This is a genomic window from Staphylococcus pseudoxylosus (genome assembly GCF_044794325.1).
In the GTDB taxonomy this organism is placed as follows: Bacteria; Bacillota; Bacilli; order Staphylococcales; family Staphylococcaceae; genus Staphylococcus; species Staphylococcus pseudoxylosus.
Genome location: NZ_CP085024.1, coordinates 1,768,060 through 1,794,453, shown reverse-complemented (window position 1 = coordinate 1,794,453; position 26,394 = coordinate 1,768,060). Strand labels below are relative to the sequence as shown.

Annotated in this window: 20 protein-coding genes and 1 riboswitch; of the genes, 16 read left to right on the top strand and 4 right to left on the bottom strand. The window is 33.3% G+C overall.

Annotated features, from left to right (window positions below; all coding sequences use genetic code 11):
• Nucleotides 1-3 precede the first annotated feature (3 nt).
• From LG295_RS08530 to ffh, 6 genes are all read left to right on the top strand, one after another.
• Nucleotides 4-234: an acyl carrier protein gene (locus LG295_RS08530; RefSeq protein WP_107531370.1), complete on the top strand. Its 231-nt coding sequence runs from the start codon at nt 4-6 to the stop codon at nt 232-234.
• Nucleotides 235-502: 268 nt separating this feature from the next.
• Complete coding sequence (gene rnc, locus LG295_RS08525) at nt 503-1,207, top strand: ribonuclease III (protein WP_404476853.1); 705 nt, start codon at nt 503-505, stop codon at nt 1,205-1,207.
• 148 nt (nt 1,208-1,355) lie between these two features.
• Complete coding sequence (smc, locus tag LG295_RS08520; protein ID WP_318832938.1) at nt 1,356-4,925, top strand: chromosome segregation protein SMC; 3,570 nt, start codon at nt 1,356-1,358, stop codon at nt 4,923-4,925.
• Nucleotides 4,922-6,139 (top strand): signal recognition particle-docking protein FtsY, encoded by a 1,218-nt coding sequence (ftsY, locus tag LG295_RS08515; RefSeq protein WP_107530572.1) that lies wholly within the window; start codon nt 4,922-4,924, stop codon nt 6,137-6,139. The genes smc and ftsY overlap by 4 nt, the downstream gene beginning before the upstream one ends.
• A complete protein-coding gene (locus LG295_RS08510) occupies nt 6,126-6,458 on the top strand; it encodes a putative DNA-binding protein (protein ID WP_107558060.1) in 333 nt (110 codons plus the stop codon). The genes ftsY and LG295_RS08510 overlap by 14 nt, the downstream gene beginning before the upstream one ends.
• 23 nt (nt 6,459-6,481) lie before the next feature.
• Nucleotides 6,482-7,849, top strand: a complete 1,368-nt coding sequence (ffh, locus tag LG295_RS08505; RefSeq protein ID WP_017724272.1) for a signal recognition particle protein — start codon at nt 6,482-6,484, stop codon at nt 7,847-7,849.
• A gap of 452 nt (nt 7,850-8,301) precedes the next feature.
• On the opposite strand, the gene LG295_RS08500 is transcribed toward ffh, so the two are convergent.
• A complete protein-coding gene (locus LG295_RS08500; protein WP_107530598.1) occupies nt 8,302-9,603 on the bottom strand; it encodes an LLM class flavin-dependent oxidoreductase in 1,302 nt (433 codons plus the stop codon).
• A gap of 21 nt (nt 9,604-9,624) precedes the next feature.
• Entirely contained in the window at nt 9,625-10,377 is a 753-nt protein-coding gene (locus tag LG295_RS08495) for a 3-oxoacyl-ACP reductase (protein ID WP_318832937.1), read from the bottom strand.
• A gap of 111 nt (nt 10,378-10,488) precedes the next feature.
• Nucleotides 10,489-10,587, bottom strand: a riboswitch (TPP riboswitch).
• A gap of 219 nt (nt 10,588-10,806) precedes the next feature.
• Between LG295_RS08495 and rpsP the strand changes: the two genes are divergently transcribed.
• From rpsP to rplS, 4 genes are all read left to right on the top strand, one after another.
• Nucleotides 10,807-11,073: a 30S ribosomal protein S16 gene (gene rpsP / locus LG295_RS08490; protein WP_107530575.1), complete on the top strand. Its 267-nt coding sequence runs from the start codon at nt 10,807-10,809 to the stop codon at nt 11,071-11,073.
• Between the two features lie 242 nt (nt 11,074-11,315).
• On the top strand, nt 11,316-11,822 hold the full coding sequence (rimM, locus tag LG295_RS08485) for a ribosome maturation factor RimM (RefSeq protein ID WP_107530576.1): 507 nt from the start codon (nt 11,316-11,318) through the stop codon (nt 11,820-11,822).
• Nucleotides 11,822-12,559 (top strand): tRNA (guanosine(37)-N1)-methyltransferase TrmD, encoded by a 738-nt coding sequence (trmD, locus tag LG295_RS08480; protein WP_107530577.1) that lies wholly within the window; start codon nt 11,822-11,824, stop codon nt 12,557-12,559. Before rimM ends, trmD begins: the two co-directional genes overlap by 1 nt.
• A 102-nt stretch (nt 12,560-12,661) precedes the next feature.
• Nucleotides 12,662-13,012, top strand: a complete 351-nt coding sequence (rplS, locus tag LG295_RS08475; RefSeq protein WP_002483481.1) for a 50S ribosomal protein L19 — start codon at nt 12,662-12,664, stop codon at nt 13,010-13,012.
• 410 nt (nt 13,013-13,422) lie between these two features.
• Here the strand turns inward: rplS and LG295_RS08470 are convergent, their stop codons facing one another.
• Together LG295_RS08470 and LG295_RS08465 are read right to left on the bottom strand one after the other, a co-directional pair.
• Nucleotides 13,423-16,056, bottom strand: coding sequence for a YfhO family protein (locus tag LG295_RS08470; protein ID WP_326028904.1), 2,634 nt, complete (start codon nt 16,054-16,056; stop codon nt 13,423-13,425).
• A 41-nt stretch (nt 16,057-16,097) separates the two neighbouring features.
• Nucleotides 16,098-18,677 (bottom strand): YfhO family protein, encoded by a 2,580-nt coding sequence (locus LG295_RS08465; protein ID WP_404475655.1) that lies wholly within the window; start codon nt 18,675-18,677, stop codon nt 16,098-16,100.
• 369 nt (nt 18,678-19,046) lie between these two features.
• On the opposite strand from LG295_RS08465, the gene ylqF reads away from it, so the two are divergent.
• The 6 genes from ylqF to topA all read left to right on the top strand — a co-directional run bounded on the left by ylqF (nt 19,047) and on the right by topA (nt 26,338).
• Nucleotides 19,047-19,907, top strand: coding sequence for a ribosome biogenesis GTPase YlqF (gene ylqF / locus LG295_RS08460; RefSeq protein WP_107530580.1), 861 nt, complete (start codon nt 19,047-19,049; stop codon nt 19,905-19,907).
• Nucleotides 19,908-19,913: 6 nt separating this feature from the next.
• A complete protein-coding gene (locus LG295_RS08455) occupies nt 19,914-20,684 on the top strand; it encodes a ribonuclease HII (RefSeq protein WP_107530581.1) in 771 nt (256 codons plus the stop codon).
• A gap of 107 nt (nt 20,685-20,791) precedes the next feature.
• A complete protein-coding gene (gene sucC, locus LG295_RS08450) occupies nt 20,792-21,958 on the top strand; it encodes an ADP-forming succinate--CoA ligase subunit beta (RefSeq protein ID WP_107530582.1) in 1,167 nt (388 codons plus the stop codon).
• A 21-nt stretch (nt 21,959-21,979) separates the two neighbouring features.
• Nucleotides 21,980-22,885: a succinate--CoA ligase subunit alpha gene (gene sucD / locus LG295_RS08445; RefSeq protein ID WP_107530583.1), complete on the top strand. Its 906-nt coding sequence runs from the start codon at nt 21,980-21,982 to the stop codon at nt 22,883-22,885.
• Nucleotides 22,886-23,198: 313 nt separating this feature from the next.
• Nucleotides 23,199-24,074 (top strand): DNA-processing protein DprA, encoded by an 876-nt coding sequence (gene dprA / locus LG295_RS08440; RefSeq protein ID WP_107530584.1) that lies wholly within the window; start codon nt 23,199-23,201, stop codon nt 24,072-24,074.
• Between the two features lie 197 nt (nt 24,075-24,271).
• The gene (topA, locus tag LG295_RS08435; protein WP_107530585.1) at nt 24,272-26,338 is read left to right on the top strand and encodes a type I DNA topoisomerase; all 2,067 of its coding nucleotides are present in this window, start codon (nt 24,272-24,274) and stop codon (nt 26,336-26,338) included.
• Nucleotides 26,339-26,394: the final 56 nt, after the last annotated feature.

Here is a 26,394-nt window from a genome sequence, read left to right as displayed (position 1 = left end):
GACGTGGAAAACTTTGACAAAGTAAAAGATATTATTGTTGACCGTTTAGGTGTTGACGCTGAAAAAGTTACTAAAGATGCATCTTTTAAAGATGATTTAGGCGCTGACTCACTAGATATCGCTGAATTAGTAATGGAATTAGAAGACGAATTTGGTACTGAAATTCCAGATGAAGAAGCTGAAAAAATCAACACAGTTGGTGACGCGGTTAACTTTATCAATAGTATTCAATAATAATAAGCAAATATCTGAGTCGTGGTAAAAACGGCTCAGATTTTTTTGTTTGAAAAACATCTATATTTAAATCATAGATGTTTTAGATAAACGTTAACACGAATTGATTACACACTAGTTTCAAAGCGTTACAAACTATATATGACAAACAGTTTTTTCTTTAGTTTTATTGAACTTTCACGTAGAATAAAAGCGTATACAGTATTTTTAGCATATAGTTGTTTTTATCTGAGGAGGAAAGAGATTGACCAATCATAAAAAGAAAGAAATGGTTCAAGCATTCCAAAAAAAGTTTGCCAAAAAAATGCAAGAATTAGATTTGAATTTTAATCAAGTAGATTTATATCAACAGGCATTTTCGCATTCTAGTTTTATAAATGATTTTAATATGGATCGCTTAGATCACAATGAAAGATTAGAATTTTTAGGAGATGCGGTATTAGAATTGACGGTTTCACGCTATTTATTTGATAAATATCCAGAATTGCCTGAAGGTAATTTAACAAAAATGCGTGCAACAATTGTATGTGAGCCATCACTTGTAATATTTGCGAAAAAAATTCAATTGAATGAATTAATTTTATTAGGAAAAGGCGAAGAAAAAACAGGGGGAAGAACTCGTCCTTCGCTAGTTTCTGATGCTTTTGAAGCATTTGTAGGTGCGCTATATTTAGATCAAGGCGTAGAGGCAGTATGGAAATTCTCTGAAAAGATTATATTCCCTTATGTAGAAGATGATGAATTAGATGGTGTTGTAGACTTTAAAACACAATTTCAAGAGTTTGTGCACAGACAAAATCAAGGCGATGTGACTTATCGACTCATCAATGAAGAAGGACCGGCACATCATCGATTGTTTACTTCCGAAGTTATTTTAGAAGATAAAGCCGTAGCAGAAGGAAAAGGAAAGACTAAAAAAGAATCAGAACAAAAAGCTGCTGAACAAGCATACAAAATATTAAAAAATAAGTGAATAGCTTAAATGCATTTTTATAATAAGTAACATATTGATAATATTAATTCTAAAAATATCGTTTATTAAGCAATGCATTAACTTAAAGGTTAATGTGAAAGTGTTTCTAAATTGATACAAGAGATGGAACATCTTGAAGGAGAATAGCATGGTTTATTTAAAATCTATAGATGCCTTTGGTTTTAAATCTTTTGCTGAGCATACAAACGTTCAGTTTGATGAAGGCGTAACAGCAATAGTTGGACCAAACGGTAGTGGGAAAAGTAATATCACTGATGCAATAAAATGGGTGTTAGGTGAGCAGTCAGCTAAATCTTTACGTGGTGCAAAAATGGAAGATATTATTTTTTCAGGTGCAGAACATCGTAAAGCCCAGAATTATGCAGAAGTAAAATTAAAGTTAGATAATAGTGCAGGCAAGTTACAGGTAGAAGCTACTGAATTAACAGTGACGCGTCGTTTGTATAGAAGTGGCGAAAGTGAATACTACCTGAACAATGATAGAGCAAGGTTAAAAGATATCCTGGATTTATTCTTAGATTCAGGTTTAGGAAAAGAAGCGTTTAGTATTATTTCACAAGGTCGTGTGGATGAAATATTAAATGCCAAACCCATCGATAGAAGACAAATTTTAGAAGAGTCTGCAGGCGTGTTGAAATATAAAAAGAGAAAAGCAACTTCAGTACAAAAATTAGAACAAACTGAAGATAATCTTTCACGTGTAGAAGACATTTTATATGACTTAGAGGGTCGAGTTGAACCGTTACGAGAAGAAGCTGCAATTGCTAAAGAATATAAACATCTTTCAAAGGAAATGGAAAAGAGTGATGTATTAGTAACGGTCTATGATATTGAACAATATAATAATAACATCCATGAGCTAGATGAAAAATTAAATTATTTAAAAAGTCAACAATCAACAAAAGACGGTGAAAAAGTACAACATACACAATCACTTAATAAGTTTAAAACTGAAAGACAACAATTAGATGAACGCATCGAAACTTTAAATTATCAGCTCGTTAAAGCTACAGAAGAAGTTGAAAAATATACAGGTCAATTAAATGTATTAGAAGAACGTAAAAAGAACCAATCTAAAACAAACGCAAGATTTGAAGAAGAACAAGAAAGCCTCTTGAATCAAACTGCTACATTAAAGCAAGAGAAAGCTGATGCACAAGCAGAGATAGACCGACTAAAATCACAACAAAAAGAATTAAACGAAAAAATACAACAATTCGAATCTCAACTTTATGTAACGGATGATCAACACGATGAAAAGCTAGAAGGAATTAAAGACGAGTATTATCAGTTGATGTCTGAACAGTCAGATGTGAATAATGATATACGCTTTTTAGAGCATACTATACAAGAAAATGAAACTAAACAATCACGCTTAGATTCAAGACTAGTTGAAGCATTTGAACAATTGAAACAAATTCAACACGATATTAACGAAGCTGAAAAAAATAGTGCAACGGCACAGAAGGATTTAAAAAAAGCAGAGCAGCAACTTAATGAGTATGAGCACAAATTAACAGAACTTAAACAGCGACGTAGTGAATATGAAGAAAAATTACATCAGGCTTATCGGTTTAATGAAAAGCTTAAGTCACGTATAGATAGTGCTGCGACACAACAAGAAGAATATAGTTACTTCTTTAATGGAGTTAAACATATATTAAAAGCAAAAAATAATCAGTTAACAGGAATTCGAGGTGCGGTAGCAGAAGTTATCCAAGTACCTTCAGATTTGACTAAAGCTATTGAAACGGCTTTAGGCGCTTCTTTGCAACATGTTATTGTTGATTCTGAAAAAGAAGGACGACAAGCAATTCAATACCTAAAACAACATGGTTTAGGTAGAGCAACATTCTTACCATTAAATGTTATTCAGCCACGTCAAATCGCTAGTGATATATTGACAACAGCTCAAGATGCAGAAGGTTTCGTTAATATCGCATCTCAAGCAATCCAAGTTGAAGCGGATTATCAAAACGTCGTACAAAATTTATTAGGTAATACAATTGTGGTTGATGAGTTAAAAAATGCTAACGAACTAGCTCGAAAAATTAGATACCGTACACGTATTGTTACATTAGATGGTGACATAGTTAACCCTGGTGGTTCTATGACCGGTGGCGGTGATCGTAAATCGAAAAGTATTTTAGCTCAAAAAGATGAACTTGCTAAAATGCGTGCACAATTAGCAGATTATCAAAAGCAAACTGTTCAATTTGAAAAACAATTCCAAGAAATTAAAGAAAATGCGGATCATATTAGTGAAAAGTACTTCGAAACAAGTCAAAATTATAATTCAGTGAAACAAAAAGTTCATGATTATGAATTAGAATTGGATAGATTACGTAAAAATGAAGCACATCTAAAAGATGAACATGAAGAATTTGAATTTGAAAAAAATGATGGATACCAAAGTGCAACAAGCAAGCAAACCTTAAATGATAAAAAACAAAAATTAGCTGAAATTAAAGCCAAATTACAAAAATTAGAAGAAGATATTAATCTTTATACAAAATTATCTAAAGAAGGTAAAGAAAGCACAACACAAATCCAGCAACAGTTACACCAAAAGCAGTCGGATTTAGCAGTAGTAAAAGAAAGATTAAGTGCACAAAAGCAAACTTACGCAAGAATTACTAAACAACTCTCATCGGTTGCTAGCCAACAGGAAAAATTGGATGATCAAATAAAGTTATTTAATTCTGATGAAATGACTGGTGAAAAAGCTTTTGAGACAATTCAAAGTAATATTGAGCAAAGTAAAAATGCTAAAGCTCAATTAGCACAAGACATCGAAGAAGTGAAATCGCGTAGACTAGAATTAAATGATAAAATTGAAGAAACAGATCAAATGTTACAAGAAGCCAATCAAGATATTTTATCAATTGAAAATCGCTACCAAGATATTAAATCTGAGCAATCACGTTTAGATGTACTGATCAATTATGCAATCAATCACTTGAATGATACTTATCATATGACGTTTGAACGTGCGAGTGAGTTATACGAATTAGATGAGGATATTGAAGCATTGCGTAAAAAAGTCAAGTTAACAAAAATGTCTATTGAAGAATTAGGGCACGTTAATTTAAATGCGATTGAACAATTTGAAGAAGTCAACGAACGTTATACATTTTTAGATGAGCAACGTGCTGATTTAAGGGCAGCTAAAGCAACATTAGAACAACTTATAGAAGAAATGGATCAAGAGGTAAAAGACCGTTTTAAAGAGACTTTCCATGCTGTACAAGGTCATTTTGCTGAAGTGTTTAAATCACTTTTTGGTGGTGGACAAGCAGAATTACGTTTAACGGATGATGATTACCTATCTGCAGGGGTAGACATTATTGTTCAACCTCCAGGAAAAAAACTGCAACACTTATCTTTATTAAGTGGTGGAGAACGTGCACTAAGTGCAATTGCTTTATTATTTGCAATATTAAAAGTAAGATCAGCACCATTTGTTATATTAGATGAAGTAGAAGCTGCATTGGACGAAGCAAATGTTATTAGATATGCACAATATCTTAAAGCTTTATCAGACCAAACACAATTTATTGTGATTACTCACCGTAAAGGGACGATGGAATTTTCAGACCGATTATATGGTGTAACAATGCAAGAATCTGGTGTATCCAAATTAGTGAGTGTTAATTTAAATACGATTGATGAAGTTATTAAGGAGGAACAAGCATGAGCTTTTTCAAACGATTAAAGGATAAATTTTCCAGTACCTCAGAAGAACCAAAGCAACAAGAAGATTTAGAACAATTATCTGAGGACTCTCAAAAGGAAATAGATGAGCCTCAAGATGAACAACCAGCCAAAAAGCCAAAAAAATTAAAAGAAGCAGATTTTGATGATGATGGCTTAATATCAATAGAAGACTTTGAAGAAATCGAAGCACAGCAATTAGGTGCGAAATTCAGAGCAGGATTAGAAAAATCTCGTGAAAACTTCCAAGCCCAACTTAACAATTTAATTGCGCGTTATCGTAAAGTGGATGAAGAATTCTTCGAAGCTCTAGAAGAAATGCTTATTACAGCTGACGTTGGATTTAACACGGTAATGCAATTAGTTGAAGAATTGCGTGAAGAAGCGCAACGTCGTAATATTTCAGAAACAGAAGATTTGCGTGAAGTTATTGTAGAAAAAATAGTAGAAATTTATCACCAAAATGATGATAATTCAGAAGTGATGAATATAGAAAATGAAGGCCTTAATGTCATATTAATGGTAGGTGTTAATGGTGTTGGTAAAACAACAACAATTGGTAAATTAGCCCACCGTTATCAAGCAGAAGGTAAGAAAGTAATGTTAGCGGCAGGAGATACATTCAGAGCGGGCGCGATCCAACAACTTAAAGTTTGGGGAGAGCGTGTTGGAGTTGAAGTAATGAGCCAAAGTGAAGGTTCAGACCCAGCTGCAGTAATGTATGACGCAATAAATGCTGCGAAAAGTAAGGATGTAGATATTCTTATTTGTGATACAGCAGGACGTTTACAAAACAAATCTAATTTAATGAATGAATTAGAAAAAGTGAAACGTGTCATAGGACGTGCTGTCCCAGAAGCACCTCATGAAGTATTACTATGCTTAGATGCGACTACAGGTCAAAACGCATTGTCACAAGCGAAATCATTTAAAGAAGTTACTAATGTTACAGGTATCGTCCTTACGAAACTGGATGGTACTGCCAAAGGTGGTATTGTGTTAGCAATACGTAATGAATTACACATACCTGTGAAATATGTAGGTTTAGGCGAAAAATTAGATGATTTACAACCATTCAATCCAGAAAGTTATGTTTATGGACTATTTGCTGATATGATTGAACAAAATGTAGATGAAAATGAAGCGCCTAATGAAAACGAAGAAGAAATTGAAGGTCACTCAGATGAGTCAAAATGATTTAATTAAAACGATTCGGATGAATTATTTGTTTGATTTTTATCAAGCGTTACTCACTCAGAAACAAAGAAATTATCTAGAGTTATTCTATTTACAGGATTATTCTTTAAGTGAGATAGCTGATACATTTGATGTGAGTCGACAAGCAGTGTATGATAACATAAGAAGAACTGGCGATTTAGTTGAAGATTATGAAACAAAATTAGGTTTATACCGTAATTTTGAACAGAGACAAAAACTATATAAACAAATTAAACAGCATGTTAATGATCCAGAAAAAATACAACAATATATTCAAGCACTAGAAGATTTAGATTAGAGAACATAAAGGAGGTATTTGATATGGCATTTGAAGGATTATCCGATCGTTTGCAAGGAACGATGCAAAAAATCCGCGGTAAAGGTAAAGTCACAGAAGCTGATATTAAATTAATGATGCGTGAAGTTAGATTAGCATTATTAGAAGCAGATGTTAACTTTAAAGTCGTTAAGGATTTTATCAAAACTGTATCAGATAGAGCACTAGGTTCAGATGTAATGAAATCATTAACACCTGGACAACAAGTAATTAAAATAGTGCAAGAAGAACTGACTCAATTAATGGGTGGGGAAAACTCAACCATCACAATGGCCAATAAACCACCAACAGTTGTAATGATGGTTGGTTTACAAGGTGCAGGTAAAACAACAACTGCAGGTAAATTAGCACTACTAATGCGTAAAAAGTATAATAAAAAACCATTGCTTGTTGCAGCAGATATATACCGTCCAGCTGCAATTGATCAATTACAAACTGTAGGTAAACAAATTGATATCCCTGTATACAGTGAAGGTGATCAAGTAAAGCCACAACAAATAGTTGAAAATGCTATTAATCATGCTAAAGATGAACATTTAGACTTTGTAATCATTGATACTGCAGGCCGTTTACATGTCGATGAGGCCTTAATGGAAGAATTGACAGACGTCAAAGAAATTACAAAGCCAAATGAAATTATGCTTGTTGTTGATGCGATGACGGGTCAAGACGCTGTTAATGTAGCGCAGTCATTTGATGAACAACTAGACGTTTCAGGTGTAACATTGACGAAACTAGATGGAGATACTCGTGGTGGTGCTGCATTATCCATTAGATCTGTAACGCAAAAACCAATTAAATTTGTAGGTATGAGTGAAAAACTTGATGGTCTAGAGCCATTCCATCCTGAACGTATGGCTTCACGCATTCTCGGTATGGGAGATGTATTAAGTTTAATTGAAAAGGCACAACAAGATGTTGATGAAGATAAAGCCAAAGATTTAGAGAAAAAAATGCGTACTTCATCGTTTACGCTTGAAGATTTCTTAGAACAATTAGATCAAGTTAAAAATCTAGGACCACTTGATGATATTATGAAAATGATACCAGGTATGAACAAGATGAAAGGCATGGATAAATTGAATATGGACGAAAAGCAAATCGATCATATTAAGGCAATTATTCAGTCTATGACACCAAGTGAACGTAATGAACCTGAGACATTAAATGTATCTCGTAAAAAACGTATCGCTAAGGGTTCTGGTCGTTCAGTTCAAGAAATAAATAGATTAATGAAACAATTTAATGATATGAAGAAAATGATGAAACAATTTTCCGGTGGTGGAAAAGGTAAAAAAGGTAAACGTAAGCAAATGGAAAATATGATGAATGGTATGAACTTACCATTTTAAAATGTGCTTCTTAAAAAGAGTAATCTAATAATAATTTAAAAAGTAGTAATCCACATCGAAAGTGTGAATTACTACTTTTTTGTAGTGGTTTTAGAACGTAGACAACCCTTAGGATTATCATCTAAGGGTTGTTTATTATATTCGTATAGTAATTTTTTTAAATAGCAATGGTCTTTCAGACTAAAGTAGGTTCTATTATCAATTGATTTATTCAATACAATAACGGCCACCGCTGTTTAATTTGTATATAATATGATTTTTAAATGTGATTTGGGGCGACCCCCTATGGAAAGAGGGCTAGCCAACGATCACAGGATAAGGCAATGCCTACGGAGCGTGTACAAAACTGTCAACAAAGTCGGAGGCTTTGTCGATAATATGCTCCCTATATTACGGCGATTTTGCTTATAACAAACGTGTTGTTTTGAGGAGAAGATACCGATAAATATTTATTAATGAATACCGATATTTTCCCTGAATGTTTTGCCTTCATATTCAGTTCGGTATAAACCACGCTTTTGTAATTCAGGTACAATATCATCGACGAAATCTTGTAAACTATTTGGGAATACTGGGGGCATTAGGTTAAACCCATCCGCAATCCCTTCATTAAACCAACGTTCCATTTCATCCACAATATCCTTTGGTGTCCCAATAAGTGTTAAATGTCCGCCACCTGCACTTAAATAGCCTAATAATTCTCGCAATGTTGGATTTTTATCTTTGATAATTTCTAACACAGTTTGATAACGTCCTTTAGGTCCATTAAAAGATTCTACGGGTGGTAACGAGGGTACAAGTTCATCCAAATCCCAATTATGGCAATCTTGACGAATAAAAAACTCTAATTGATTTAAAGCTGTATCAACTTCTAAAGATTTATCGAGTTGTTGTTTTTTGGCATAAGCTTCTTCATATGATTGTCCAACGTACGTTACTAAACCAGGGAATACTTTCAAGCTATTTTCAGACTTTCCTTGTTGTATTAATTTTTGGTTTAATCTTTTTTTAAAATTAGTTGCTTGATCAAAATTCCAAGCCACAGCATAGACTGCATCTGCGTATTTAGTTGCCAATTCGATACCAGGATCTGATGCACCGGCTTGCATTGCAATTGGTTTTCCTTGAGGGCTACTTGGTGTTGTCAATGGTCCCTGTACACTGAAGTGTGAACCTTTATGATGGATAGCATTGATTGCAGAATTATTAATTAAACTATTGTCTTCTTTATTATGTAAAAAGTCATCCACACTCCAAGATTCAAGTAATCGATTCATCACTTGAGCGAATTCATCTGCTTTTTTATAGCGTGCTTCGTGTTCAGGTAAGTGATCCATACCATGGTTCGCAGCTTCCAAATCTGTCATTGAAGTGACTAAATTCCAACCAGCGCGGCCTTGGCTAATGTGGTCAACACTCAATAGTTGTCTAGCCGCTGTAAAAGGGTTAGAAAATGTGCTGGATATAGTAGCAACTAGTCCAACATGTTGTGTAACTTGTGATATCGCTGTTAAATTAACTAGAGGATCGAACCAAAATGCAGGCATATCACTTTTAGAATTAGCTGGAAACGATTGATTGTCAGCGAAAAATATAGCATCAAATAAGCCTTGTTCTGCAATTTTTGCTAACGACTGATAATACGTAATATCACCAATACGTTCAATGCTTGAATGGGGCATGCGCCATGCAGCCTGATGGTGACCACATCCATAGATGAGTACACCGATGTTGAGATGTTGTGTTTGTGTCATAGAATCCATCGCTCCTCCTTATTAATTCATTGTTAAGCCGCCGTCGACTGTAAAGTTCTGACCTGTAATGCCATCAGATTGATCTGATACGAGATACGCGACCATATTAGCTACATCTTGTGGTGAGGTAACATTTTTGAGAGGTGTTGTTTGCGCAATTAAATCAAAGACCTCAGTTGATGTCGTTGCACTTGCATCGGTTGTTTTTAACAAACCGCCAGATACTACGTTTGATGTGATACCATATTGTCCTAATTCGGCAGCCAAATTACGTGAAAATCCAATTAATCCAGCTTTAGCTGTGGTATATTCATGATAAGGGACAACAGGATTTTGAAATAAATTCGTACCTATTGAGATGATTTTACCTTTTTGTCTTTGAATGAATTGAGGTATAGCGCTTTGACATATATTGAAAGCCGCTTTTAATGTGCCATCAATTTGTTGCTGGTAATCTTCCCATGTAAGATCTGCAAATGCTTTTTGTTCAACAGGATCAAATTTAAATCCAACTAGGGCATTATTAATTACCACATCTATCTGACCAAAATATTGTGTAGCTTCATCAACTAATCTATCAATTTCATTTCGTTTTGTCACATCTGCTTGTACAGCGATAGCTTGTCGAGTTCCAATTTCATCAACAAGCTTTTGTGCAGCATGTTCACTTTTATGATAGTTTATAACTACGTTATGGTCATGCTGAGCTAGTGTTTTTACTATAGCTGCACCTAATCCACGGCTACTGCCAGTTACTATGACGTTTTTTTTCATTATATACACTCCTTCATTTTCAATAAAAAAATACACAACCCTTCAGAAAGAAAGTTGTGTATTAGAAATATCAACATATGTATAAAAAGTGCTTCAAAAAGCTTTTGAAATATGCTTGATTTCACACTTTCCTCCGCTAGTTCAAACTAGATCAGGTTCAAAGGGTTTGAGTTAGACTCATCTCAGTTAGAAACACCCCTAGTGCATTTAGTTATTTAATTTAATTTAATTTCAATGTATATTTTTTAGTGAATAATGTCAAGTTTAGGATAATTTAAGATTTTATACGATGTCATTTTGATTTGAAAAAAAGAAATTGGCGGAATGTTGAAATTGGTAAAGAAGAAACTCTTTACAAAGTTGAAGATTACTGTTATTATTATTTCTTGTAGAAAATAAAAACTATGAAAATTAAAGGAGCGAATATAAATGGCAGTTAAATTACGTTTAACACGTTTAGGTTCAAAAAGAAATCCATTCTATCGTATCGTAGCAGCTGATGCTCGTGCACCACGTGACGGTCGTAATATCGAACAAATCGGTACTTACAACCCTAACAATGTCAATGCACCAGAAGTTAAAATCGACGAAGAATTAGCACTTAAATGGTTAAAAGATGGTGCAAAACCAACTGATACAGTTCGTAATATTTTATCAAGAGAAGGTATCTTGAAAAAATTTGATGAGCAAAAATAATTTTCAACCTAATATACATTCTGTATATTTGTAAGAGTACCTCGAGAGGTGCTCTTTTTTTATTGTGAAATATCCAATATAATTCAATAATAATGAAAAATGGCGATATATCATAGAGCCTTTATTTTTTAAATGTAATGAGTCACAGTGATCGAACTTACGTGTTATAATGAGCTAATAAAATAGCGAAGATACATAATTAAAGATAACAGAAATAGTCAAATTATTTTGGAGGAACATATATGAAAGTTGAAGTAGGGAAGATTGTAAATACACATGGAATAAAAGGAGAAATTAAGGTGAAATCTAATTCAGATTTTACCGATATACGTTTTCAACCCGGGGAAATCGTTGAGATCGAACGTAAAGACAAAGAATCATTAACATTTACAATTTCATCATATAGAATGCATAAAGGACTTCATATGTTAACATTTGAAGGAATCAATAATATTAATGATATTGAGCATTTAAAAGGTGAAACGTTAGTTCAAGAACGTGACCATGAAGAAATTGAATTAGGTGAACATGAATATTATTATTCAGATATTATTGGTTGTACGGTCTTCGATGAAGAAGATACGCCAATTGGTCGTGTGATAGAAATTTTTGAAACAGGTGCCAATGATGTTTGGGTTGTTAAAGGGGATAAAGAATATTTAATACCTTATATTGCAGACGTAGTTAAAGAAATTGATGTCGAAGGTAGACGTATTCAAATCTCACCTATGGAAGGATTGTTAGATTAATGAAGATTGATTATTTAACTCTATTTCCAGATATGTTTAATGACGTGTTAAATCATTCTATTCTGAAGCGTGCTCAAGAAAAAGATGTGTTACAAGTCAATACTGTAGATTTTAGACATTTTGCAGAAAATAAACATAACCAAGTAGATGATTATCCTTTCGGTGGTGGGCAAGGAATGGTATTAAAGCCTGAACCTATATTTAATGCGATGGACAGTATCAATAAGACAGCTGACACAAGAGTGATACTAATGTGTCCTCAAGGACGTCCGTTTAATCAAGCCATTGCTAATGAACTTAGTCAAGCGGAGCATATTGTTTTTATTTGTGGTCATTATGAAGGTTATGATGAAAGAATCCGTGAAAATTTAGTAACGGATGAGATTTCCATGGGAGATTATGTATTAACTGGTGGAGAACTACCAGCAATGGTAATGACTGATGCAATTGTTAGGTTACTGCCCGGTGTGTTAGGTAATCAACAATCACATGAAGATGATTCATTTCAAGATGGTTTACTAGAATTTCCTCAATATACAAGACCACGTGAATATAAAGGGATGGGTGTACCAGATGTATTGTTGTCAGGTAACCATGCAAATATTGAAAAGTGGCGTCATGAACAGAAAATGATCAGAACTTGGACGAAGCGACCAGATCTTTTAAACTATGATACTATGTCTCAAGAAGACAAAGAGATTATAGAAAGATACAAAAAGCATTTGAAAAAAGACTAACTATGTGCTAACATATTTTAAGTGTGCGACACACGAAAAATCACTATGATCCGCTGCTATATTTTGTCTAGGCAAGAACATAGGTTGAAGGAGAGAAAAATAATGAGTAATCACAAATTAATCGAAGCAGTAACTCAATCGCAATTACGCACAGACTTACCTTCATTCCGTCCGGGTGACACTTTAAAAGTGCACGTACGTATTATTGAAGGCACACGTGAACGTATCCAAGTATTTGAAGGTGTAGTAATCAAGCGCCGTGGTGGAGGTATTTCAGAAACTTTCACTGTACGTAAGATTTCTTCAGGTGTAGGTGTGGAACGTACATTCCCATTACACACACCAAAAATCGAAAAAATCGAAGTTCCACGTCGTGGTAAAGTTCGTCGTGCTAAATTATACTACCTACGTGAATTACGTGGTAAAGCTGCTAGAATTAAAGAAATTCGTTAATCAGCATAATCAGCATAAAAAAGCGGTCCTCATAAAGAGGGCCGCTTTTTTGTTTATTGATAAAGAAAAAGCAAAGATATTGGACGAACTTCATTATCCAATGGGAACTAATTAAAACTTGTGTGATTAGAGGTAAATATCAAGATCAAAACATTTTACTTAAGATTAGTGATTCCAAAGTGAAGTATATAAATTGAGATGTCTCTACAAAGGGGAATAGAGCTTAAATAAAGACTTCGCCCCCCTAAACAACCATTTGGACGTATATAATCTGTAAATAGACGGTAATTACCATTGATAGTTACTGCATAATAGACTTAGTATAGCTAACTAAATGAGTATTGTTTTAATATCGATGTGTCAATACCATATAAATCTTTGTTTGATATTGCCACACTTAAACATATTTTCTACTTGCGTGTACGATTTTTTGATTTATATCTTAACCACCATAAAAAGACAATGCTAGAAATAACACCGAAAACAGACAATGTGATTAATAGTAAGGTGTGTGGTGGTGTATATTTTAAGGTGATTGTTTCTTGATCTTTCTCAGTAGGAATCACCGTCATAATACCGTTACCTTGCTTGACAGGCAATTCTTGTTTACCCGAATAGGCTTTCATACCATTACGATAGGCCATAGGAAGTACAATGTATCCTTCATCTTCTTTGTGCTTAGTTACTGTATAACCTGTACGTTGTTGAGAAACTTTGACAGGGTTTAAAGATTTATTTGCGTTACGTAATGTTTGATAATCTTCACCATAGATTCCTTTGATATTAAATCGATAATCACCTTTAGATAATTGAATGTTTAAATCTTTATTTGCTTTAACGCGCATAGTTACTGGTGTAACAAAGCGTCTATACTTATAGGTCAATTCATTGCGTTGTTGGCTGTATTCGTTAACACGGACATCATGTGCTTTATCAGGTGAGAGTAACTCTACATCCATCTCAACATACATATCTTCATATTTGTCAGCAATAGATTTAGGTAAATGATAACTTATGCCCCCATTATCTTTAGAAACGACTAAATGATTATCTTTGTTTCTATGAGCATGGATAAATGTTGGTGTCGCTTCAGTTAATAAATTTTTATTAGATTTGAATGTTTGATTGGATGAAGTGCTACTATCATTCAATACAACACCTTGTAACATGGCTTGTTCTCTATCTAACGGTGATTTAAGGTCTTTGGAATCAAAAACTTTATCCGTGATGTGTGCGCTAGGGTATGTTATTTGATTAGTAGAATGTAAAAATGACTCTTCTTTAGAATGCGCAACAGTACTTTCATGTTTAAATCCGTATGGAATATTTAAGTCATTTGGACGACGTATACGATCTTGTACATTCCATAAAGCCATTAAATTAGCACGATTAGATAATAAACGATACGTACTATTTTTATCAGTGTGCATGTTGATTTGTAAAGTTTTATCGTAATATTTTAAGATATCACCATCGAATATACTTGAATACAAAGCGGTGCCATTAAAATGATATAACATTGGTGAATTCAAACCGTATTGCGACATATAATCAATTCTATTTAATGGATCGTCACCATGTTGCTGGTTGATTGCATTTATTTTTTTAGTTAATGCAGGACTTTTATATTTAGCATCATGCATAGCTGAAACGGTTGATTCGTAGTTTTTAACATTATTAAAATGATTGTTAGATAATATAAAGGCTTGCTGCACAACAAACAAGCATAGGATGGTAAATAAAACCCATCGTTGTTGCAATAAGCATTTTTTTAACAGTGTAAATGCTATGAAAAGCATAAGCATTAAACATACGACCATCCAGGAGATTTTTTGATCAGTCACTACAAATGACATCACACCCATAATTATTAAAACTGGTAGACAAGAGATGACATAAGATTTTAGATTTAACTCAGAAAGATGCTGAATAAATAAAGCGATTAATCCTGATGTTGTTAATGCAAAAATATAAACCCATCTACGTTCTGGCGTTGAAAAACCATTAAACATACTATCGAAATAAGGTGTTAACGAACCTATTAACATAATCCATGTTGCAATTGCAAAAAGTCTATAGTAATAATGCTTGTAAAGTTTGAAAGATAATAAAGCGCTGATCGTAATCAATGATACGGTAATGTAAAAGCCATTGCTAAAAAAGTTTTTCTGACGTGCAAAGTCAGTAAATAGATTTATGCTGAAATGTGGATTACTCACTCTATCGTTATTAAGAAATGAAGATACCCCAGTATAGAACCCCCAAATACCAATTAACGTGCTCAATATAACTGCAATAGGTATCATCCACAATTGCTGTTTTCGAGAAACTATGTCTCTCGGATGTGGAAATATAAAGCGATAAATTACATAAGCTAATATCACAATCGCTTCATAATAACTAAAGTAAAAATTTGAAAAAAGTGTTAATGCAATTGCGAAAATAAAAATCCCCAATTTCTTTTCTCTATAAAAACGTTCAATACCTAATAGTGACAAGGGTAGAAAAATTAGTAAATCGCCATAGTAAGACCACGTAAAATTAAAATATATAACTGTTGTAGAAGCCCCATAGAGCAATGCAGCTAAAAATATTGAATGATTTTTAAACTTTAAATATTTAAAGAAATAAAAAGTTATAACAAAAGTTGCTACGCCTTTTATAAAGGCAACGATTAACTGATTACTAGCCCAAAACGTAATTTGACTTGGATTACTATTGAATATCACTTCCGATAACCACACAAATATAAAATTTATATAAGTAAACGGGGAGGTTGAATAGTAATAAGATAAATCTTGTACAAAATTGCCCCCAAGGCCAAATGAGTGATCATATGAACTTTTAAACTGACTAAAATGTTCATATAAGTACATTTGAAAAGGCATCATTTGCCTGTAACCGTCACCATAACCGCTAAATACAACGCCATAGGTTAGATAGCGATAAATATATGGTGTGAATGTGAGAAGTGCTACGAAAACACCCATTGTAATGATGCATAATAATCTCGTTGTTTTATTGGACCAAAGCTTACGAAACATGGTCATACCTCATCTCTGACAAACTCCTTTTATAATGTGATTTAATTGCGATTGAATCTTTTACGAATTAGCCATGTAATTGTAGATAATGTAAATATGGCGGAAATAATGATCATGGTATACCAATATTTAGGGCGATATTTGAGAATGATTTGACTAGTATCTCTATTTACAGCAACGCCCGTCATCATATAGTTTACCTTAAAAGGTTTTACTTTTTTGCCATCAATATAAGCTGTCATGCCATTACGATATGGAATATTAATAGAAGCGATTCCTTTTTGATGTGGGGACAAGTTAACTTTGACACCATTTTTAATATCATGATAGCTACCTATATTAGTTTTAGAACCATGGGCAGATTTTAATTTTTGGTAATTTTCACCGTGTAAACTTTTAATATCTAATTGATAATTTCCAGATGGACTGAGATTTATATTTATGTTGCCATGTTCATCTGGTTGTGCTTTGTAAAGTTGAGTATCTACGCCTGTTCGATATGTAGAATTATTGAATAATCGATGGTTTGCATAATCATTTATATTCACTGTAAAGTTACTGTCTGGATAACCGCGTTTTACTTTTAAAGTTAAATAAAAATCATTAAAACGCTGTCTCAGATGTTCTGGTATGTGCAACTGAATTTGGCTATTATCGTTACGAAATTGTATACGTTGCCCATCTGTTTTATTTATATTTTGATACGATATTTGCGTTTGATTTAATAAATTTTTAGTGGTATCTGTATATTCGTTTCCTTTACCATTAACTACAACGCCATCGATCATGGCATGTTCTCTATCAATAGCTGTATTAATAGAGTTTGAATCATAAACATTATTTGTGACACGAACAGATGGAAGGTTTAATGTATTTTCATAAATTTGATACTGTCCTTCAGTTTTTATTTTCTTAAAATAGGTTGGAACGTTATTTTGATAATCTTTAAGCATTAAAAATTTGATTGAAAATAAGCTGTTAATATTTTGACGTGCATTGGTGGATTGATATCTACTAACTGATTCTTCTTGCATATTGATCTTCAACGCATCATAGTAGTAATCTAAAATATTATGATTAAAAATACTTGAATAAATACTCACGCCTTTAAAGTGTTGATACATAGGTGTATTATCTTGTTCATTAACACGCCAATCAATACGTTCATCCTCAGATTTATGATGTGTCATTTGTGATATTAATTGTCGTTGGAGAGGTGTGTTAAAAAGACTGGCATTAATATAACTTTTATTAGCTCGTTCAACATGGTCTTCAAAGTAAATTTGATTGCGAATAAAGACAAAAGAAATTAGCAAATTAAGAATCATAATAGAAATAATAAATAAATATGTTAATTTAACACGTGATTCCGCCTCTTTGACTAAAAGTATCAGAAAGCCAATGACACTTACGATAGGTGTAAACCATAACCATGACACAAAGTCACTATAATACCATGCACTGATAAATAGATAACTTAATGCAACTATAGCTGACAAAATATAATTTTTTATTGATATTGTTCTAAAATATTTGATGTAGAAGCTAATTAAAACTGCAGTATTCAATGCAATAAGATAATGCCATCTTTTTTGAGGTGCAGAAAATCCATTAAATATTTGATCGATAAATGGAATGAAACTTGCACCAATAGATACAATGGTAAATATAGCAAATAATCTAAAATAATAGTGCCTATATAATTTGAAAGATAATAATGCTTGTAAAACAATAAATGATAAGACAATTAAATAGTTATCGTAAAAAACATTTGTATTCTGATTAAAAGGTTCAAACCAATCTACTTTACTATCAAAAGGTGTACGTCTATTGTTTAAGAAACCTTGGACGGCGTGGAAAAAAATAAATAAACTACAACCCAAAGCAACGAAAGATGCTAAAGTTAACGACCAAAATGCTTTAAACCTAGGGACTAAATCGTTTTTGTGTCTGAATAAGATTCTAATTGATAAGTATAAAATACCAGTTAATAATTGATAATATGCAAAATAAAAATTATTAATTAGTGAAATAGCAACAATTAGTATAAACCAACCTATTTTCCCATTTTTGAGGAAACGTTCTATGGACCATAATAATAGTGGAAGCCATATAAATATATCGCTGAAAAATGGCCAGTATACTGTGAATCTAAAGTAAAGCGGTGATATAACAAAAATGAACGCACCAAGTATAGCGATATTACGATTAAATGAAATACTACGCACAAATATAAAGGTTCCTAGCATAGCAATAGCAGATTTAATGATTGATATAATCAGGGCATTTGTTGTCCAAAACAAAACATCTGAAGTGTTTATTGGAATGAAGATTTTAAGTATTACAATGGCCACTACATTGCATATAAAAATAATGTTAGTGGAGAAATAGTAGCTTAGATCAGTGGAAAAATCTCCCCCTAAACCGAAATCAGATGCGTAGAACCAATTCCCCTTGCTCCAATTATCAAACAAGTACATTTGAATTGGCACCATCTGTTCTATCCCATCATTAGGACCAGTAAACAATACACCATCATAAACATATCTATAAATAACATAACTATGCCCAATAATTGCTAATATAATAAATAAACAGACGTACAATAATTTACGTGTCATAGGTAATCTCCTATATATATTAAATATAATGCTATTGTAACGATTTTTTACAAATTTAGTTTAAAAAGACTATATATTTTGTGTGAAATTAATCTTTTTAAGATATATATCTTGATTTTCTCAAAAAAACAGAGATAAATAAAATATTAACCTATATACAGATATCTAAAGTGCAACTATAAATCATCTATATTTATATATTAAATAATAGTGTAAAATTGAAGATGGTAAATAAGCCATGGCGTTATTTTGTTTATCAAGCACTATGTAGCGTGTTATGATTTTAAAGTCAAAGCAACGTGCAAGTATAATGATATATTTAAATTAATAAAAATCTGAAATTCGCAAAAATAGAAAGGTGATATAGATATGGTAATACAATGGTATCCAGGCCACATGGCTAAAGCAAAAAGAGAAGTATCAGAACAATTAAAAAAAGTCGATGTCGTGTTCGAATTAGTTGACGCTAGAATTCCTTATAGTTCTAGAAATCCTATGATTGATGAAGTGATACAACAAAAACCACGTGTAGTTATTTTAAATAAGAAAGATATGGCAAATTTAAAAGAATTAGAAAAGTGGGAATCATTTTTTAAAGATAAAGGTTATTACCCTGTAGCAATTGATGCAAAACATGGTAAAGGACTTAAACAAGTAGAACAAACGGCCATTAAAGCTACCAAAGAAAAATTCGAAAGAGAAAAACAAAAAGGATTAAAACCTAGAGCGATTAGAGCAATGATTGTGGGCATACCTAATGTAGGAAAATCAACGTTAATTAATAAATTAGCAAATAAGACTATTGCTAAAACAGGTAATACGCCAGGTGTAACCAAACAACAACAATGGATAAAAGTAGGAAATTCACTACAATTGCTAGATACGCCTGGGATTTTATGGCCTAAATTCGAAGATCAACTCGTTGGTAAGAAACTAAGTGTTACTGGAGCAATTAAAGATAGTATTGTTCATTTAGACGAAGTTGCTATTTATGCTTTAGATTTCATGAAAGCACATGACTACGAAGGTTTAAAACAGCACTATAAAATTGATGTCCCTGTAGATGCAGAAAACATAGAATGGTTTGATGCGATCGGACGTAGACGTGGATTGTTGCGTCGAGGTAACGAAATAGACTATGAAGCGGTAATCGATTTGATTATTCATGAAGTTAGAAATGCTAAAGTTGGTACGTACACGTTTGATATCATCAATGAAATGGACGTGTAGACAAATATGAAACAAACGATTCAAGAAGTGAAGACGATATTGCAAACAATACAATCTATAGAAGAACTTAATGCACACATATTTGTTGAAGATGAACGTAAAGGTGTGCAAAATGCTATCAAACAAAGACGTAAACAATTAGAAAAAGAAGAGTTATTGCTAAAAAATTATGAGGAAATGTCAGAGTTTGAAATCGCATTGTTAGCGCAAAATAGTGATGCGCTTATTTGTGGTATCGATGAAGTTGGTCGTGGCCCATTAGCTGGCCCGGTTGTGACATGTGCTGTCATTTTAAATGAGAATCATTATTTTACAGGGTTAAATGATTCGAAGAAATTATCTGCAAAGCAAAGACAAAGTATAGAGAAACAGCTATTAAATGATGTTTTTGCATATGCTTATGGTTATGCAACAGTGGAAGAGATTGATCGATTAAATATTTATGAGGCCACAAAAATTGCTATGTTAAGAGCGATTAAAGCATTACCAGTTCGCCCTACACACTTACTTGTAGATGCGATGACTTTAGATATAGATATCCCACAAACATCATTAATCAAAGGTGACGCTAGAAGTGTATCTATTGCAGCTGCAAGTGTGCTGGCAAAAGAGCATAGAGACAAATATATGCGTGAATTAGCTGAAAAATATCCTGGGTACGGTTTTGAAAAAAATGCTGGCTATGGGACCCGACAACACTTAGACGGCATTAAACAATTAGGTGTTATACCTGAACACAGGAAAACATTTGAGCCAATTAAATCGCTCACAAATTAATAGTTAAAATGAAATAATTGAAATAAGTAGAATAAATGAGTTTACAATAGCGCTTTCATTTCTTATAATTGATTATGAACTTAACCTAAGAAACAGGAGGATGGAGAATGAATATCCACGAGTATCAAGGTAAAGCAATATTTCGTTCTATGGGCGTTGCTGTCCCAGAAGGACGCGTAGCATTTACTGCTGAAGAAGCGGTTGAAAAGGCAAAAGAATTAGATTCGAAAGTTTATGTGGTAAAAGCACAGATTCATGCAGGGGGTAGAGGTAAAGCTGGCGGTGTGAAAATTGCAAAATCACTATCCGAAGTGGAAACTTATGCAAATGAATTATTAGGTAAGACGCTTGTTACACATCAAACTGGGCCTGAAGGTAAGGAAGTTAAACGCCTTTACATAGAAGAAGGCTGCGATATTCAAAAAGAATATTATGTTGGTTTTGTAATTGATCGTGCAACAGATAGAGTTACTTTAATGGCTTCAGAAGAAGGCGGTACAGAAATTGAAGAAGTAGCTGCTGAAACACCTGAAAAAATATTCAAAGAAACAATTGATCCTGTTGTCGGGTTAGCACCATATCAAGCAAGAAGAATCGCATTCAACATTAATATTCCAAAAGAATCAATTAATAAAGCGGCTAAATTTTTAGTATCATTATATAATGTGTTTATCGAAAAAGATTGTTCTATCGTTGAAATCAACCCACTTGTAACTACAGGTGATGGTGAAGTATTAGCTTTAGATGCAAAAGTAAACTTTGATGATAACGCATTGTTTAAACATAAAGATATTCAAGAATTACGTGACTTAGAAGAAGAAGATCCAAAAGAAATCGAAGCATCTAAATATGATTTATCATATATTGCATTAGATGGAGATATCGGTTGTATGGTAAATGGTGCCGGTTTAGCAATGGCTACTATGGATACAATTAATCACTTCGGTGGAAATCCCGCTAACTTCCTTGACGTAGGGGGCGGCGCAACTAAAGAAAAAGTTACTGAAGCATTTAAAATTATTTTAGGTGATGAGCAAGTTAAAGGTATCTTTGTAAATATCTTTGGTGGCATTATGAAATGTGACATCATTGCAGAAGGTATAGTTGCCGCAGTTAAAGAAGTAGAACTTACACTACCACTTGTTGTACGTTTAGAAGGTACAAACGTTGAAAAAGGTAAAGAAATCCTTAAAGAATCTGGATTAGCAATTGAACCAGCAGCTACAATGGCTGAAGGTGCACAAAAAATCGTAAAACTTGTTAAAGAAGCATAAGGAAAGGATGGGAGCACGAAGATGAGCGTATTTATTGATAAAAATACAAAAGTAATTGTACAAGGTATCACAGGGTCAACTGCCCTTTTCCATACAAAACAAATGCTTGAATATGGTACACAAATTGTTGCTGGGGTTACTCCAGGTAAAGGCGGACAAGTTGTTGAAGGCGTTCCAGTATTCAATACAGTTGAAGAAGCACAAGAAGAAACAGGTGCTACAGTTTCAGTAATCTACGTACCTGCACCATTCGCTGCAGATGCAATTTTAGAATGTATTGAAGCTGAGTTAGATTTAGCAATCTGTATTACAGAACACATCCCAGTAGTTGATATGGTTAAAGTTAAACGTTACTCAGAAGGTAAGAAGACACGTGTTGTTGGACCAAACTGTCCGGGTGTTATTACTGCTGATGAGTGTAAAATCGGAATTATGCCAGGTTATATTCATAAAAAAGGTCATGTAGGCGTAGTTTCACGTTCTGGTACATTAACTTATGAAGCGGTACATCAATTAACTGAAGAAGGTATTGGTCAAACTACTGCAGTAGGTATTGGCGGAGACCCTGTTAACGGTACAAACTTTATTGATGTATTAAAAGCATTTAATGAAGATGAAGAAACTAAAGCAGTTGTTATGATTGGTGAAATTGGTGGTACTGCAGAGGAAGAAGCTGCAGAATGGATTAAAGATAATATGACTAAACCTGTTGTCGGGTTCGTTGGTGGACAAACAGCGCCTCCTGGTAAGCGTATGGGCCATGCTGGTGCTATTATCTCAGGCGGTAAAGGTACTGCAGATGAGAAAATTAAAACGCTTAATAGCTGTGGTGTGAAAACTGCAGATACACCTTCTGAAATTGGTACGACATTGATAGATGCTGCAAAAGAAGCAGGTATATACGAACAATTATTGACTGTTAAATAATTATTTGTCTTATAACACGCACAAATTCCGATAATATGTCGGAGTTTGTGCTTTTTTAGGTTGCGTTTCTACCATATTAATAGTCAATCAGCTGAAATTGTGTTCAATTTTTAATTAAAGATGTTTTTGAAAATTTGGATTTTTTCATAGTGAATATTTTAAGAATAATATCTCTCAATTTTTCAGGCTAACACGTTTCTATAGAGAGAATTACTCTTTAAAGTTATATTAAATTTCATGAAAAATGATTTTATAATGTAAAATAAATCCAATAGAAGCTCCTTTATAATGTACTTATAAAGGAGCGCGATACATGAAAGAACAACTTTATTTAAAACTGAGATTTGCAGGGTTAACTACACGTCATTTACACCAACTATTTGAATTTTCACCGTCATTTATATATGAACACGAATTAGAGCAGAATCATACCCTTAAAAGATTTTTAACAAAAATAGCAATAACTCGAAAACACATCATTTATGACAATTTTTTAAATTTAGAGTGTGAACATATTTTCAAACTACTAAAGCAATGGCATATTAGTTATGTGACTATTGATTCCAATACTTATCCTAAATTATTACGTGAAATACATGATCCACCATTCATCCTTTTCTATAAAGGTAATCCTACTTTAATGCAGTCTACGCGAACACTTGCTATTATCGGTTCGAGACAAGCTACTAATTATACTCGAAGAACACTAGAAACATTTTTTCCTAATTTTAAAACTGAGAATTTAATTATCATATCCGGTTTGGCTAAAGGAGCAGATAGCATAGCTCATGAGCAAACACTGAAACATAATATGGGGTCGATTGCTGTATTAGGATTTGGTCATAACCATCATTATCCTAAAGAAACTTATGCCATTCGAAAACAAATTGAGTCCAAAGGTTTAGTAATTAGTGAGTATTTACCAACAGATGGAGCTCGAAAACATTATTTTCCCGAAAGAAATAGACTTATTAGCGGTCTTTCTAAGGGTGTTTTTATCACAGAATCCACTGTGAGTAGTGGGACACATATAACGATGGATTGTGCATTGGAACAAAATAGGGAAGTATATGTATTACCGGGATCTATATACAATCCTATGGTCCAAGGAAATTTAGTTAGCGCACAAGAAGGAGCAAAGATTGTTGTGAAGGCATGTGATATTTTAGAAGATTACCGTCAATCATAATAAAATAAGCGTATATAATACTTAAATCGGTAGAAATATAGTTTTGTAAAAACCTATGTAAAAGTAATGACAATAATAAATTTTGACCACAATAATAAGCTAATTTAATACACACTAAAATTAAAAACATTGACAAAAACAAAATACACCGTTTATCATTTATCTTTGTAATTAGAAAATGCAAGGGGGTAACTACTTTGGCAGAAAATTTAGTCATAGTTGAATCGCCTGCAAAAGCTAAAACTATTGAAAAATATTTAGGGAAAAAATACAAAGTTATCGCGTCAATGGGGCATGTTCGAGATTTGCCTCGTAGCCAAATGGGCGTAGATGCAGAAAATGATTATGAACCCAAATATATAACAATACGCGGCAAAGGTCCTGTAGTTAAAGAATTAAAGAAACATGCTAAGAAAGCCAAAAAAGTTTTCCTAGCGAGTGACCCGGACCGTGAAGGTGAAGCTATTGCTTGGCATTTAGCAAATATATTAAATTTAGAAGATTCAAAAGAAAATAGAGTAGTGTTTAATGAAATAACAAAAGATGCTGTGAAAGATAGCTTTAAACATCCAAGAGGTATTGAGATGGAACTTGTTGACGCACAACAGGCACGTCGTATATTGGACCGTTTAGTAGGTTATAATATTTCACCAGTACTTTGGAAAAAAGTGAAAAAAGGGCTGTCGGCCGGTCGCGTACAATCAGTAGCACTGAGACTTGTTATTGATCGAGAAAATGAAATAAGAAACTTTAAACCAGAAGAATATTGGAAAATTGAAGGCGAATTTAGATACAAAAAATCTAAATTTACAGCTAAATTTTTACATTTAAAAAACAAACCATATAAATTAACAAACAAAGATGACGTTGAAAAAGTAACAACACAGTTGGACGGTGATCAATTCGAAGTAACGAAAGTAACAAAGAAAGAAAAAACACGTTACCCTGCCAATCCATTTACAACTTCAACGTTACAACAAGAAGCTGCGCGTAAGTTAAACTTTAAAGCGCGTAAAACAATGATGTTAGCGCAACAACTATATGAAGGTATTGACTTAAAACGACAAGGCACGGTTGGTTTAATTACCTATATGCGTACAGATTCAACGAGAATATCCGATCAAGCTCAAGCAGAAGCTAAAAACTATATTGAAGAGACTTATGGTCAAAAATATATATCAACTCGCAAAGCAAAAGGTCAAGGGGCTCAAGATGCTCACGAAGCAATCAGACCTTCAAGTACTTTACGTACACCAAATGAAATGAAACAATTTTTAACTAGAGATCAACATAGATTATATAAATTAATTTGGGAGCGTTTTGTAGCAAGTCAAATGGCACCAGCAATCTTAGATACGGTTGCCATGGATATAACGCAAAATGATATAAAATTCCGTGCAAATGGTCAAACGATCAAATTCAAAGGTTTTATGACCTTATATGTTGAAGCAAAAGATGATAACGATGATGGTAAAGATAATAAATTGCCGAATATTGAAGAAGGCGAAATGGTTACAGCTACAGATATTGAACCATCACAACATTTCACTCAGCCGCCACCACGTTATACGGAAGCTCGCCTAGTTAAAACAATGGAAGAGTTGAAGATTGGGCGACCTTCTACGTATGCACCAACTATTGATACAATACAAAAAAGAAATTATGTAAAGAATGAAAGTAAACGGTTTGTGCCAACAGAATTAGGCGAAATCGTACACGAACAAGTAAAAGATTACTTCCCAGAAATTATAGATGTTGATTTCACTGTGAATATGGAAACATTACTAGATAAAGTGGCAGACGGTGAAATTCCATGGAAAAAGGTAATAAGAGACTTTTACAGTAGTTTCAGCCAAGATGTTGAACGTGCTGAAGAAGAAATGGAAAAAATTGAAATTAAAGATGAACCTGCTGGTGAAGACTGTGAAGTATGTGGTTCGCCAATGGTCATTAAAATGGGACGTTACGGTAAATTTATGGCGTGCTCAAATTTCCCGGATTGTCGTAATACAAAAGCCATTGTTAAAACAATTGGAGTAACTTGTCCAAAATGTAAAGAAGGCGACGTCGTAGAGCGTAAATCGAAGAAAAATCGTGTGTTCTATGGTTGTTCGAAATATCCAGAATGTGATTTTGTTACATGGGATAAACCAATAGGTCGAGACTGTCCGAAATGTGAACAATATCTTGTTGAGAAAAAACAAGGACGTAAGAGCCAAGTTGTATGTTCTAATTGTGATTACAAAGAAGAAGAACAGAAATAAATAATGTAATATCGCTTGTTGTTTTAAATAATTATATATGAATGATAGTAGCAACT

Bases quoted from the DNA above. Each gene is read 5' to 3' on its own strand.
- LG295_RS08470 (WP_326028904.1), bottom strand. From the start codon at position 16,056: ATGTTTCGTAAGCTTTGGTCCAATAAAACAACGAGATTATTATGCATC.
- sucC (WP_107530582.1), top strand. From the start codon at position 20,792: ATGAATATCCACGAGTATCAAGGTAAAGCAATATTTCGTTCTATGGGC.
- trmD (WP_107530577.1), top strand. From the start codon at position 11,822: ATGAAGATTGATTATTTAACTCTATTTCCAGATATGTTTAATGACGTG.
- LG295_RS08455 (WP_107530581.1), top strand. From the start codon at position 19,914: ATGAAACAAACGATTCAAGAAGTGAAGACGATATTGCAAACAATACAA.
- ylqF (WP_107530580.1), top strand. From the start codon at position 19,047: ATGGTAATACAATGGTATCCAGGCCACATGGCTAAAGCAAAAAGAGAA.
- LG295_RS08500 (WP_107530598.1), bottom strand. From the start codon at position 9,603: ATGACACAAACACAACATCTCAACATCGGTGTACTCATCTATGGATGT.
- ftsY (WP_107530572.1), top strand. From the start codon at position 4,922: ATGAGCTTTTTCAAACGATTAAAGGATAAATTTTCCAGTACCTCAGAA.
- rpsP (WP_107530575.1), top strand. From the start codon at position 10,807: ATGGCAGTTAAATTACGTTTAACACGTTTAGGTTCAAAAAGAAATCCA.
- sucD (WP_107530583.1), top strand. From the start codon at position 21,980: ATGAGCGTATTTATTGATAAAAATACAAAAGTAATTGTACAAGGTATC.
- dprA (WP_107530584.1), top strand. From the start codon at position 23,199: ATGAAAGAACAACTTTATTTAAAACTGAGATTTGCAGGGTTAACTACA.
- LG295_RS08510 (WP_107558060.1), top strand. From the start codon at position 6,126: ATGAGTCAAAATGATTTAATTAAAACGATTCGGATGAATTATTTGTTT.
- ffh (WP_017724272.1), top strand. From the start codon at position 6,482: ATGGCATTTGAAGGATTATCCGATCGTTTGCAAGGAACGATGCAAAAA.
- LG295_RS08495 (WP_318832937.1), bottom strand. From the start codon at position 10,377: ATGAAAAAAAACGTCATAGTAACTGGCAGTAGCCGTGGATTAGGTGCA.
- LG295_RS08465 (WP_404475655.1), bottom strand. From the start codon at position 18,677: ATGACACGTAAATTATTGTACGTCTGTTTATTTATTATATTAGCAATT.
- smc (WP_318832938.1), top strand. From the start codon at position 1,356: ATGGTTTATTTAAAATCTATAGATGCCTTTGGTTTTAAATCTTTTGCT.
- rplS (WP_002483481.1), top strand. From the start codon at position 12,662: ATGAGTAATCACAAATTAATCGAAGCAGTAACTCAATCGCAATTACGC.
- rimM (WP_107530576.1), top strand. From the start codon at position 11,316: ATGAAAGTTGAAGTAGGGAAGATTGTAAATACACATGGAATAAAAGGA.
- rnc (WP_404476853.1), top strand. From the start codon at position 503: ATGGTTCAAGCATTCCAAAAAAAGTTTGCCAAAAAAATGCAAGAATTA.